At 67.3% G+C, this 12,392-nt stretch carries 13 protein-coding genes; 9 read left to right on the forward strand and 4 right to left on the reverse strand.

Going from position 1 to position 12,392, the window contains the following annotated elements; all coding sequences use genetic code 11:
• Positions 1-2: 2 nt before the first annotated feature.
• From ABL843_RS03365 to ABL843_RS03405, 9 genes are all read left to right on the forward strand, one after another.
• The gene (locus ABL843_RS03365) at positions 3-494 is read left to right on the forward strand and encodes a DUF6484 domain-containing protein (RefSeq protein ID WP_184639910.1); all 492 of its coding nucleotides are present in this window, start codon (positions 3-5) and stop codon (positions 492-494) included.
• 20 nt (positions 495-514) lie between these two features.
• A complete protein-coding gene (locus ABL843_RS03370; RefSeq protein ID WP_184639908.1) occupies positions 515-1,606 on the forward strand; it encodes a DUF2169 family type VI secretion system accessory protein in 1,092 nt (363 codons plus the stop codon).
• Between the two features lie 2 nt (positions 1,607-1,608).
• Entirely contained in the window at positions 1,609-2,661 is a 1,053-nt protein-coding gene (locus ABL843_RS03375) for a hypothetical protein (RefSeq protein ID WP_184639907.1), read from the forward strand.
• A 1-nt stretch (position 2,662) separates the two neighbouring features.
• Entirely contained in the window at positions 2,663-3,844 is a 1,182-nt protein-coding gene (locus tag ABL843_RS03380) for a PAAR-like domain-containing protein (protein WP_184639905.1), read from the forward strand.
• 29 nt (positions 3,845-3,873) lie between these two features.
• Entirely contained in the window at positions 3,874-4,800 is a 927-nt protein-coding gene (locus ABL843_RS03385; protein ID WP_221297593.1) for a hypothetical protein, read from the forward strand.
• A 12-nt stretch (positions 4,801-4,812) separates the two neighbouring features.
• Positions 4,813-6,087 (forward strand): TIGR02270 family protein, encoded by a 1,275-nt coding sequence (locus ABL843_RS03390; protein WP_418118972.1) that lies wholly within the window; start codon positions 4,813-4,815, stop codon positions 6,085-6,087.
• 13 nt (positions 6,088-6,100) lie between these two features.
• Entirely contained in the window at positions 6,101-6,268 is a 168-nt protein-coding gene (locus tag ABL843_RS03395) for a hypothetical protein (protein WP_184639903.1), read from the forward strand.
• Between the two features lie 89 nt (positions 6,269-6,357).
• Positions 6,358-8,022: a type VI secretion system-associated FHA domain protein TagH gene (gene tagH, locus ABL843_RS03400; RefSeq protein ID WP_418118973.1), complete on the forward strand. Its 1,665-nt coding sequence runs from the start codon at positions 6,358-6,360 to the stop codon at positions 8,020-8,022.
• A gap of 79 nt (positions 8,023-8,101) precedes the next feature.
• Entirely contained in the window at positions 8,102-8,896 is a 795-nt protein-coding gene (locus ABL843_RS03405; protein ID WP_126025739.1) for a PP2C family protein-serine/threonine phosphatase, read from the forward strand.
• 94 nt (positions 8,897-8,990) lie between these two features.
• Here the strand turns inward: ABL843_RS03405 and ABL843_RS03410 are convergent, their stop codons facing one another.
• The 4 genes from ABL843_RS03410 to tssB form a co-directional block, all read right to left on the reverse strand.
• Complete coding sequence (locus tag ABL843_RS03410) at positions 8,991-9,530, reverse strand: peptidoglycan-binding domain-containing protein (RefSeq protein ID WP_126025740.1); 540 nt, start codon at positions 9,528-9,530, stop codon at positions 8,991-8,993.
• 81 nt (positions 9,531-9,611) lie between these two features.
• Positions 9,612-10,091, reverse strand: coding sequence for an Hcp family type VI secretion system effector (locus ABL843_RS03415; protein WP_126025741.1), 480 nt, complete (start codon positions 10,089-10,091; stop codon positions 9,612-9,614).
• Between the two features lie 206 nt (positions 10,092-10,297).
• On the reverse strand, positions 10,298-11,791 hold the full coding sequence (gene tssC, locus ABL843_RS03420) for a type VI secretion system contractile sheath large subunit (RefSeq protein ID WP_126025742.1): 1,494 nt from the start codon (positions 11,789-11,791) through the stop codon (positions 10,298-10,300).
• Positions 11,792-11,828: 37 nt separating this feature from the next.
• Positions 11,829-12,344 carry a type VI secretion system contractile sheath small subunit gene (tssB, locus tag ABL843_RS03425; RefSeq protein WP_108142618.1) on the reverse strand — a complete coding sequence of 172 codons (516 nt, stop codon included), beginning with the start codon at positions 12,342-12,344 and terminating at the stop codon, positions 11,829-11,831.
• Between the last annotated feature and the right edge of the window lie 48 nt (positions 12,345-12,392).

Below are 12,392 nucleotides of genomic sequence, written 5' to 3' on the forward strand. Positions count from 1 at the left end.
CCATGAGCGGCAGAGATCTGATCGAGGCACAACTTGCGGCGGACACGGGCATACAGCCGTGGCACGCCGTCGTCACGGGCGAACTCGCGGCCCTCGCCGACGACGGGGGAACGCCGCTCGTCGTCTTCGAGGGCCAGCCGGGCACAGCGGCCCTGCGCGCGCGCAGCGTCGTGGACCTGCACGGCGCGCACATCGGGCGCGGCGTGGTGCTGATGTTCGAGCGGGCCGATCCGTCGAGGCCGATCGTCATGGGCGTGTTGTGCGGCGGGCCGAAGGGGTGGCCAGAGGCGCTGGTCGCGGCGCCGGCGCAGGTGGAGGTCGACGCTGACGGTGAGCGCCTGCTGGTCAGCGCGCGCAGCCAGATGGTGCTGCGCTGCGGAAAGGCGAGCATCACGCTGACGCGCGCCGGCAAGGTGCTGATCCAGGGCAGCTACGTGTCGAGTCGCTCCGCCGGCGTGAACCGCGTCAAGGGCGGCTCGGTGCAGCTGAATTGAGGCGCGGACGGCACGAAGGCATGGAGATCATCAACGCCACCCGCATGGTCGCGGGCTTCAACATGGCCCAGGCGCCTGATGGCCGGGAGATGCTGGTCGTGGTCGTCAAGGGCACTTTCCGGCTGCCGGCGCCCGACGAACCAGTGGGGAGCTTCTCGTTGCATGACGAGCAGTTGCCGCTCGCGATGGCCGATACCTTCACCGGGGAACCGGGTTACTCGGCGCCTGTGTACGAGGCTGATTTCGCGCCGCGCAAGCCGCGCTGCGACATCCTGCTGCTCGGCAGTGCCCATGCGCCCCGAGGCAGTCCCGCCGCGCGTGTCGAGGTGGGCGTGCGGGTCGGCACCTGGCAGAAGACGATGGCCGTCGTGGGGCCACGGCGCTGGGAGCGCGGTCTTTCCGGTCTTTCCGTCACGCCGCCGGAGGCGTTCGTGTGCCAGCCGATCTCCTACGACGTCGCGTTCGGGGGCACCGACCGACGTCATGAAGATCCTTCGCAGCACTCCACCTTCATGCCGAACCCGGTGGGCCGGGGTTTTCATCGTCACGCCGGGGCCGCGTGGATCGAAGGTGCACAACTGCCGGCCACGGAGGAAATCGACAACCCTGTTCGCGATCCTGGCGATGCCTATCGCCCGATGGCATTCGGGCCCGTCGGCAGGGGATGGGAGCCGCGGCTGCAACTGGCGGGCACCTACGACGAAGCCTGGCTCGCGAACACCTTTCCTTTCTTGCCTTCCGATTTCGACCCGCGGTACTTCCAGGCTGCGCCGACGGACCAGCAACTACCGGTTGCCGCTTTCGAGGCCGGCCCCGTCGAGGTGATGCTCGCCAACCTGACGCCCGAAGGCCTGACTCGCTTCACCATCCCGCACCTGGTCGCGCCGGTCATCGTGTTTCCACGCCGTGGCGAGCGCGAGGACTTCACCGCGACGCTCGATACGGTCGTGATCGAACCCGATGCGGGGCGTTTCAGCCTGGCGTGGCGCATGGTCCGTCCGCTGAAGAAGAACATCTTCGAGATATCGCAGGTGCTGGTTGGCAGGCAGGGGCGAGCATGGTGGCAGCGGCGAGACGCCACCACGTTCCCCATTCCGGTGGTGGCGGCATAGCCATGTCTCCCATTGCGATCGTCGACGCGGGGCTTGTTACGAGCGTCGGTCTGTCCGCCGAGGCGACCTGCGCTGCGATTCGAGCCAGCGTGACAAATCCGACCGAGACGCGCTTCGTCGGCGGCGATGGCAAATGGCTGCTGGCGCAGCAGGTGCCGATGCCTGAGCCCTGGCGTGGCCGAGCGCGCCTCGTCGAGATGGCGTCGATGGCCGCGGCGCAGGTGCTCGCGCCGCGCATGCAGGTGGCCTCGCAAGCCCTTCAAGCACCGCTGCCCCTGCTGCTGTGCGTGGCCGAGCAGGACAGGCCCGGTCGTCTGGAGGGGCTGGACGACGCGCTGTTCGCGGAGCTGGAAGTGGTGCTGGGCGTGCCGCTCCATCCCTCGTTGTCGGGCGTGGTTCCGCAGGGGCGAGTCGGTGTCGCGCTGGCCCTGGCGCAGGCGCACCGGTTGATGGCCGCGCGTGAGGCATCGCAGGTGCTGATCGTGGCGGTGGACAGTCTGCTTGTCGCTGCCACGCTCGACGCCTATGGCGCGAAAGACCGATTGCTGGGTGACGCCAATTCGAACGGTTTCGTGCCGGGCGAGGCTGCGGGAGCGCTGCTGGTCGCCGCGCCAGCGGCCCGGCACGACTGGCCCATACCTCAGATCGCCTGCCTGGGGATCGGCTACGGCAACGAGCCCGCATCGATCGACACGGATCTGCCGCTGCGAGGCGAGGGCCTGATGCAGGCGATGAAGGGTGCTCTGGACATGGCGGGCCTCGCGATGGCGCAGGTCGGCTACCGTATCGCCACCCTGAACGGCGAGCAGTACGGGTTCAAGGAGTTCGATTTGGCGACCAGCCGCCTGTTGCGCGGCCGGCACGAGTTCATGGACCTGTGGCATCCGGCGGATTGCGTGGGCGAAGTCGGCGCGGCACAGCTGGCGGTCTGCATGGCGATGGCGCTCGCGGCCGCGCGCAAGGGCTTCGCGCCGGGTGATCCTGTGTTGATTGCCGCGAGTAACGACGACGGACGCCGCGTGGCGATGGTGGTCAGCGCGCAGGGAGACGCGTGACATGTCGAACCAGGTCTATGCCAACAACCAGGAGGTCGCGTGCAAGGCGGGTGCGGGCAAGTCCATCTGCGCGTTTCCCGACGTGTGCTTCACACCGCCCGAGAACCCCGCGACGCCACCCGGTGTACCGGTGCCTTACCCGAACACGGGCATGGACTCGGACACCACCGACGGCAGCCGCACGGTGCAGGTCAACGGGCAGGAGGTCATGCTCAAGAACAAGAGCTACTTCAAGCAGAGCATGGGCGATGAAGCGGGGTGCGCAGCCAAGAAGGGCGTGGTCACCTCGGTGAACCGTGGCAAGGTCTACTTCATCGCGTGGTCCATGGATGTGAAGTTCGAGGGCGAGAACGTCGTGCGCAATCTGGACATGACGACGCACAACCATGCCTCGCCCACCTCCAACACGCCGCCGCAGATCTTTGCGGCGCGCATGGCCATGGCGAAAGGTCTCAAGTCCTGCAACGACGAGAAGCAGGCGGTGGCCGACAACTGCCCCGATGGCTCGGATCCGAACGAGACCTGCCCGGACCACGAGAAGGCGAAGAACGCGGAGGCCGCGCGCAAGCGGGTCAAGGACGACCGCGGCAAGGACGACCCGCAATGGAAGCGCTTCAACACCATCGCGGACCAGGAATGGAACAACTATGCCGAGGCCGTGAAGAAGAATGACTGCCAGAAGGCACTGCGCTGCTTCCTGTCACCCTATGACCCGAGCAAGTGCTGCAAGGGACAGACGCCCCATCATGTCGTCGACGCGGCGTCGTTCCTGAAAGGGCCGGAGTTTCCGAAGCAGCCGCGCAACGAACAGCCGCGCGAGACGGGCTGGGCAAAGTACGACGTGGATGCTGCGCCTTGCATCTGCGTGGAGGGCCCCAACCAGACCACCGCCACGCACGGCGAGATGCACACGCGACAGGGGGTGGTCGCCGCGACCCATCCGAGCGGCAAGTGGACACTGACGGAGGCCACCTCCGCGGGCGTAGCCGCCGTGCAGAAGACCTTCCCCGAATCCAACTGCTCGCCCGGCTGCCTGGAAGCGCAGCTCAACCGCTATCACGAGAACGCGCAGACGACAGCGGACCGGCGCCAGATCAACGCGAACGTCGAGATGACCTCGGACGTGGCCGAGAGAAACCGCATCGCCGCGGAGATGGGCGTCCCGTCCGTCTCGACGCGCTGACGCACGCATGACCAGCTAGGAGCCTGAAGATGCTGACCGACATTGCGCAACTCGATACCGCCCGCCTGGCGATCAGCACAGGCTGTGTGCGGTATGCGGACCTTGCCTACCTTGTGGTGACCGATCGGAAGCTGGCCAAGGAAAAAGTGCCGCACTCGACCATCCTGTCCATCGACGGCGGCAAGGTCGGTGGCATCGACCTGCACTGGGCGGTAGCCTCCGTTGCGGTATGCCATCAGCCGCAGGAGCGCCTGATCGCGGTGGGACAGTGGGGGCAGGTGCGTGTGCTGGGCGGGGGCGAAAACGCCGAAGAGCCACCGATCCACGACGGCAAGCTCGATCCTTCGCATCGAGGCCCGTTGCGCGAGGTGCGCGCCGTGGCGCGGGGGCGGGCCTATGCGGTGGGTACCGGGCGGCAGTGCTATCTGCGCGAGGGCCCGGGCCACTGGCGCTGCATCGACGCGACGGCGCAGGCCGCCGACGGCAAGCCGCTCACCGACAAGTCGTTCGAATCGATCGACGGATTTTCGGACCAGGAGGTATATGCCGTCGGCTGGGACGGCGAGATCTGGGGCTGGAACGGAACCCGCTGGCAGCAGTTCCAAAGCCCCACCAACGTGGCATTGCACAAGGTGATCTGCGCACCCGACGGCCATGTCTATGCATGCGGAAAGATGGGCGTCGTGGTGAAGGGGCGGGGCACGAACTGGGAGATCGTCGAGCACGCGGTCACCGAGGAAACTTTCTGGGGCATGGCGGCATTCGAGGATCGCATCTATCTGTCGACCACCCACCTCCTGTATGTGATCGATGCACGGGGATTGCAGCCGTTCCAGCCTGCGGAAGACCCGCCCACGAGCTGTTACCACTTGAGCGCGGCCGACGGCGTGATGTGGTCGATCGGCTTCACCGAGGTCTTCGAGATGGCCGCGCATCGCTGGACGCGACTGCTCTGAACGGCCGACGCGATGCACATGCCGTCCGCGACACCGATTCCCGTCGTTGTGCAGCAGCATGCGGATGAGAGTGCCGTGCTGGCCCAGATCCGGCTGTCGCTGTCGAGCGCGCCGCATGTCAGGCTGCATCATCTGCGCCGTCTCGACGAACGCCTTGCGGCGCATCTCGACGGCCTGGTGGTCGCGGGCGGCCATGGAGTGCGATGTGTGGAGGCTGCACTCGCCGAGCCTGGTGTCGGCGCGGTCTTTGCCACGACCTGGCTCGCCATCGCCCACAGTGCGACAGACGTCCTGGCAAGGTTGTTCGCATTAGCCGAGGCTGAGCCGTCCGTGCAGCCCGGCGTGGCGGGCGCCTTCGGCTGGACGTCGGGCGCGTCGCTTCGGGGTCTGGTTGCGCAGCTGCAGGCGTCGCCGCGCACATTCGCGCGTCGCATCGGCATTGCGGCTTGCGAAGCGCACGGCGTGGACCCCGGCGAGGCACTGGCCGTGGCCATCGCCTGCGGCGAGGATGCCGCGCTGCGTGCCCAGGGGCTGGGTGCCGCCGGCCGTTGTGCACGCACTGATCTGCTCGGCGAATGCCTGGCGGCGCTCGGGGATCCGGACGATCGATGCCGCTTCCAGGCGGCTCGCACGGCCCTGTGGCTGGGCGACCGGCATGCCGCGGTAGAAGCGCTGGGCGGCATCGCGTGCATGCCCGGCCCGGATCTCGATGCCGCAGTGGCGGCGCTCTTCAAATGGATCGAGCCCGGCCAGGCGGCACCGGTCCTGAAGGCGTTGCTCGATAGCCCCGATACCCTGCGCCAGGCCGTGCGCGCGGCGGGCGTTCTGGGTGACCCGCAGGCCGTACCCTGGCTGATTCGCCAGATGGACGACCCTGTGCTGTCGCGCCTAGCGGGCGAATCCTTCAGTCTGATCACGGGAGCCGATCTCGCGGCGCTGGATCTTGAGCGCGCGCCGGTCGCGGGCACATTCGCCGGAGCCGACGATGAAGCGGCGCACGAAGATGTCGAGATGGACGAGGACGAAGGCCTGCCCTGGCCCGACCCTGAGCGGGTGCAACGCTGGTGGTCGCGCAACGCGGAAGGCTTCGTGCCCGGTGCGCGCTACTTCATGGGCGCGCCACCATCGTGGACGCATTGCGTCCAGGTACTACGCAGCGGCTTCCAGCGGCAGCGCATCGCCGCGGCCGAGTACCTGTGCCTTCTGCATCCGGGAACCCGGCTTTTTCCCACGGGCGCGCCGGCCTGGCGCCAGCGCCGGTGGCTCGACCACCTGGCACCTGCCTGAACACGCCTCCGCCATGGCTGCAGCCTTCATCCTGGCCGTGCTGGCCATCGTGTTCTTCGCCGCGGCGGCGGTGCGGTATATGAGAAGGGGCGGCGCGAAGGACCCCGCCACCCGCACCTGGCTCCTCATCGCCGCCATCTTCACAACCGTAGCAGCCTGGCTGCAATGGCATACCTCTTAAGGTGAGATTGCCAACATGTCCCACGGAATGAATACTCCCTGCGAGTTTGTTCGGGTGCATTCAGGCACAGAGCCTTCGGGGGCCGATTCATGATCCATATCGCTGTCATCACCCGGCAAGGCGCTCCGGCGGGGCAGTCCATCTCTGCGGACTTCGGCCCCAATGGCGGCACCATCGGCCGGGCCGATACCAACACGCTGGTGCTCGACGATCCCGACCGCACGGTCTCGCGCGTGCATGCGCAGGTGCTGTGCCGCGACGGGCAGTACTTCGTCATCGACCGGGGCAGCAACCCGATGCAGTGCAACGGCGTGTCGCTGGGCTCGGGCAAGGAGGCGGCGCTGACCGATGGCGCGCGGCTGGTGGTCGGGAGCTTCGAGCTCACGGTGCGCGCGACGGCCGCCGCCGCGCCGCCGCCTTCGCTGGCCATTCCCAACACGGTGATCGGGGCGCCCGCGGGCGCGCCTGCCGCTGCCGCGTCGTCGAGCGACGATCCCTTCGCCGACCTGCTCGCGGGCCTCGCTCCTGCGCCGGCACCGGCTGCGCCTGCAGTGGCGGCTCCCGCGGCCGCGCTGCCCGATTCGCTGCTCTTTCCCGACCCGATGGAAAGCGGCTCGCGCAACGTGCAGGCCGCGCAGGTCGATCCTTTCGCAAACCTGCTCGGGCCCACGCCTTCGTCGACGCCGGCGGCCGGCCTCGGGGCGCTCGATGATTTCTCCGACCTCGGTGCGCCGCCCGCGCATGGCAAGGCGGCGAACATCGACGAGCTTTTCGGCGGTGTGGGCGGTGGCGGCGGCATCGGCGGCGATCCGCTCGCGCTGTCGCCGCTGGCCGATCCGCTGCTGCAGCCGAACACCGCATCGAACGCCGATCCGCTGGCGGCCCTGCAGCAGGCGGCGCCGGCCACGCCCGTGCCGCGGCCGGACCATCTGCCGATCGACCAGTTCGGCTTCACTCCGCCCAAGGCCGTCGAGCCGCCAAAGCCGCCCGCACCGGTGCCCGTGCCTGCACCGTCGCCGGCACAGTTCGACGACATGACCGGCCAGCCGATCCGCATCAGCGGGCCGGAAGGCTCGGGCAGGCCGCTGGAACCGCTGAGGCCTCCGGCGCCGGCGCCGGTTCCACGCCCCGCCGCACCCGCACCGGAGCGCATGGCCAGCGACGACGAATTGCTCGCCGCCTTCCTGCGCGGCCTCGCGAGCACGCACCAGCCGCCCGAGATGCTCACGCCGGGCCTGATGGAGCGCATCGGCTCGATGCTGCGCAGCGCCACCGAGGGCACGCTGCAGCTGCTGCTCACGCGCCAGGAGTTCAAGCGCGAGGTGCGCGCCGAGGTCACGATGATCGCGGCGCAGGCCAACAACCCGCTGAAGTTCTCGCCCACTGTCGAGGTGGCGCTGGCGCACCTGCTGGGCCCCGGCGTGCGCGGCTTCATGCCGCCCGAGGCCGCGATGCGCGATGCCTTCAACGACCTGCGCGCCCACCAGTTCGGCGTGATGGTGGGCATGCGCGCCGCGCTGGCCCATGTCATCGCGCGCTTCGAGCCTGCGGAGCTGGAGAAGAAGATCAGTGCGAAGACGGCGCTCGACGCGCTCTTCAGCGCCAACCGCAAGGCCAAGCTGTGGGACCAGTTCGTGTCGCTCTACGGCGGCATCGCGAGCGAGGCGGAGGACGACTTCCACAGCCTCTTCGGCAAGGCCTTCCTCGAGGCCTACGAGGAGCAGATGGCGCGCCTGAAGTCCGACGGTCAGTAGGTACAAGAGCCGGAACAGGAAGAACGACGACCCCGGTCGAAGCCACCACAACAACACCAGCCATCGCGAGGCACCCCGCTTGGAAATCGAAATCGTCACGCTCTCCCGGCAAGGAGGCCGCACCTACAACGAGGACGTGCACGGCCATTGGCACGATGAGCGCTACGTTGCCTGCCTGGTGGCCGACGGTGCGGGCGGCCATGGCGGCGGCGACGTGGCGGCGGCCACCGCGCGCGCCAGCATGCTCGGCGGCTTCTCGGCCGCGCCGGGGCTGGACGAAGCCACGCTGCGCGGCCTGGTGGAACAGGCCAACCGCGACGTGGTGGCGCGCCAGGCGGAAGGCGGCAAGCTCGCGGGCATGCGCTCGACCATCGTGTTCGCGGCCATCGACCTCGAAAGCCAGGCGCTCGCCTGGGTGCACAGCGGCGACAGCCGCGCCTACCTGTTCCGTGGCGGTGCCATCGTGGCGCGCACCACCGACCACAGCCTGGTGCAGCAGATGGTGGCCGGCGGCATGCTCGACGAGGAGGGCGCGCGGCTGCATCCGCAGCGCAACATGCTGCTGTCGGCGCTGGGCTCGATCGAGGAGGCGCCCGACATCGCGGTGTCGGAGCGCATGCGCCTGCTGCCCGGCGACGTGCTTCTGCTGTGCAGCGACGGCGTATGGGAGCCCTTGGGCGACGAATGCCTGATCGACACGCTGCACGCCTCGCGCACGCCCAGCCAGTGGACCGAGCTGATCGACGCGCAGGTCAAGGCCAATGCCAAGCCGGGCCACGACAACTACACGGCGCTCACGCTGTGGGTGATCGAGGACGACGGCGACGACGTGACGCGGCTGATGCCGGAGAACGTTGCGTCCACGGATTGCTGAGGATTTCCGTCTCGAGGCAAGGAAAGAGGCAAGGAAGAAGGGCCCGAAGCGATCGCTCCGGGCCCTTGTCGTTCCAGCCGGGTCGGCTGTCCGTTCAGGCGCCGCCCGTGCTCGGCACGGTTTGGGGCGCGACGTAGGTGTACTTGCTCGCCGTCTTCTTCACCTTCTTCAGCGCGTTGCGCAGCTGCGCCGGCATGTCGCTGCGATTGGGCAGGTTGGTGTAGTTGTCGATGCCCTGTTCCTTGCAGCAGTTGGCGCAGCCGTTGTTGAGCAGGTCGAGCGCATAGCGCGTCTTGCTCAGCGTGCTGGAGGCGCCGGGCTCGCGGAACGGATCGAAGATGCCGTCGGGCAGTACCTTCTGTCCCAGCGCGATCGCCTGCGTCTGGAAGTGCGTGATGTGCTTCTGCGTGACCGGCCCGTAGTAGCCGTCCACGACGATCACTTCGGTCTGGCCCGGGGGCGGGTCCAGGTCGTGGTTGAAGCCCAGCAGCTCGTAGTAGAAGATCTTGAACAGCGCCTGCACCAGCATCACGTCTTCACGCGTGTTGGAGCCGATCCGGCCTACCGACCAGTCGATGTTGTAGGCGGTGAGCAGAGCGCCGCTTTTGCCGATGAGTGGGGTGCTGAATGCCATTGCATTGCTCCGGTGAGGACGCGTGGGAACCGCACCGGGCACTGGCGCGCCCGATGCCGTGCCCGGCGGGTCCGTCGTCCGTCAGCGGGTCTCGGTGGTCGCGACGTTCCAGCCGAACTTGACTTCGCCGCCGGCCGCGCCCTTGTCGTCCTGGGCCTTGTAGGCGAACTCGATATCCTTGAACGAGCACGACACCTGCTCCTGCACGTCGCCGCCCTGGGCGCCGCCGGGGCCGACCATGGAGATGAACACTTCCTTGAGCGTGACCTTCAGGTACTCCTGCTGGCCTTCGCCCGATTTGCGGCAGGTCAGGACCATGTCCTTGAAGTGCTTGCCGCTCACGCAGTTCTTGGCCAGCACCGGGGAGGCCTTGTCGTAGACGTGCGTGAAGTGGAACTCGCCGGGCGTGGCCTTGCCCTTGCCCGAGCCGCCGCCGGAGCCTGCGCCCGAGGAATTGCTCACGTTCCAGGTCCACGACGAGATCTCGATCTCGTCCTTGTGGTCCTTGTGGGAAGACTCGCCCTTGACGCCGTCGAGCTTGATGTGAAAGTCAGAAGACATGTTCCTACTCCTTGGAACCCGATTGCGTTCGGGCAGTTGCTGTTGATGATCGAGACGGATGCTTGTGCTGCCGGAGGCTTGTCGGCGGGGCCGGCCCCCGGCAGCTGTGGATAGAACGAAACGGGATCGGGAATTTCAAGAAAAAACCGGCCCGTTCCGAGCTTTCTTTTCTTCTTTCTCTTCTTCCTCTTCTTCCTTCCGGTGCCTCAGGCGCCGCCCTTGGCCGAGGGAAGCTTCGACACCAGGCGCAGCGAGACGGTGAGGCCCTCCAGCTGGTAGTGCGGGCGCAGGAAGAACTTGGAGGTGTAGTAGCCCGGGTTGCCTTCCACTTCCTCCACGACCACCTCGGCGGCGGCCAGCGGCTTCTGGGCCTTGGTGATCTCCGAGGAGTTGGCGGGGTCGCCGTCCACGTAGTTCATGATCCACTTGTTGAGCCAGCGCTGCATGTCCTCGCGCTCCTTGAAGCTGCCGATCTTGTCCCGCACGATGCACTTCAGGTAGTGCGCGAAGCGGTTGCAGGCGAAGAGGTAGGGCAGGCGCGCCGCCAGGTTGGCGTTGGCGGTGGCGTCGGGGTCGTCGTACTCGGCCGGCTTGTTCAGCGACTGGGCGCCGATGAAGGCCGCGAAGTCGGAATTCTTGCGGTGGATCATCGACAGCAGCCCCGCCTTCGAGAGCTCGGCCTCGCGGCGGTCGCTGATGGCGATCTCGGTGGGACACTTCTGGTCCACGCCGCCGTCGTCGCTCGGGAAGGTGTGCAGCGGCAGGTTCTCCACCGCGCCGCCCGACTCGATGCCGCGGATGCGCGAGCCCCAGCCGTAGAGCTTGTACGAGCGGTTGATGTTGGTCGCCATCGCGTAGGCCGCGTTGGCCCAGGCGTACTTGTTGTGGTCGGCGCCGGCGGTGTCTTCCTCGAAGTCGAATTCCTCCACCGGGTTGGTGTTGGCGCCGTACGGCGTGCGCGCCAGGAAGCGCGGCATGCACAGGCCGATGTACTTGGAGTCGTCCGACTCGCGCAGGCTGCGCCATCCGGCGTACTCGGGGGTGGAGAAGATCTTGGTCAGGTCGCGCGGGTTCGCGAGTTCCTGCCACGACTCCATCTGCATAAGGTTGGGGCTGGCGCCGGTGATGAAGGGCGCGTGCGCCGAGGCGGCGATCTTCGCCATCTCGCCGAGCAGCTCCACGTCGGGCGGGCTCTGGTCGAAGTGGTAGTCGCCCACCAGCGCGCCGAAGGGCTCGCCGCCGAACTGGCCGTATTCCTGCTCGTAGATCTTCTTGAACATCGGGCTCTGGTCCCAGGCCGCGCCCTTGAACTTCTTGAGGTTCTTGGCCAGTTCCTGCTTGGAGATGTCCATCACGCGGATCTTGAGGTTCTCGTCGGTCTCGGTGTTGTTCACCATGTAGTGCAGGCCGCGCCACGCACTCTCGAGCTTCTGGTAGTCGGGGTGATGGATGATCTTGTTGACCTGGTCGGTCAGCTTGGCGTCGATCGCGGCGATCATGGCCTGGATCGACTTGGTCACGTCCTTGCCGATGATGGTGCTGTTGGCCAGCGCCTGCTGTGCCAGCGTGAGCACGGCGGCTTCGACGGCGCTCTTGGCTTCGTCGCTGCGCGGCTTGAATTCCTTCTGCAGCAGCGACGAAAAGTCGCTGCCAGCGTACGCGACATCTTTCAGCGCGCTCTGTTCGAGTGCTTCGGCCATGGTGATCTACTCCTCGTGTGCTCTGATGGTTGTCGACTCAGGCGGCGGGGGCGCTGCCGTCCTCGGGTTTCTTGCTCGCGGCCAGCGTCTGCAGCAGGGCCGGGTCTTCCAGCACCTTGGCCAGCAGTTCTTCCGCGCCGCCCTTGCCGTCCATGTAGGTGACGAGGTTCGAAAGCTGCGTGCGCGCCTCCAGCAGCTTGTTGAGCGCGCCGACCTTGCGCGCCACCGCGGCGGGCGAAAAGTCTTCCATGTTCTCGAAGGTGAGCTCCACCTTCAGGTCGCCCTCGCCGGTGAGCGAGTTCTCCACCGCGAAGGCCGCGCGCGGCTTCATGGCCTTCATGCGCGAGTCGAAGTTGTCGACGTCGATCTCCAGGAACTTGCGGTCTGCCACCGGCGCGAGCGGGTCGGCCGGCTTGCCGGAGAGGTCCGCCAGCACGCCCATGACGAAGGGCAGCTGCACCTTCTTCTCCGCCCCGTAGAGCTCCACGTCGTACTCGATCTGGACCCGGGGCGCCCGGTTGCGGGCGATGAATTTCTGACTGCTCTTGGCCATGGAGATGCTCCTTGCGGGTGTGAATGGGGACGGATGCGGGGTGGTGGT

Origin of the sequence: Variovorax sp. 350MFTsu5.1 (assembly GCF_048302515.1) — a bacterium.
In the GTDB taxonomy this organism is placed as follows: domain Bacteria; phylum Pseudomonadota; class Gammaproteobacteria; order Burkholderiales; family Burkholderiaceae_C; genus Variovorax; species Variovorax guangxiensis.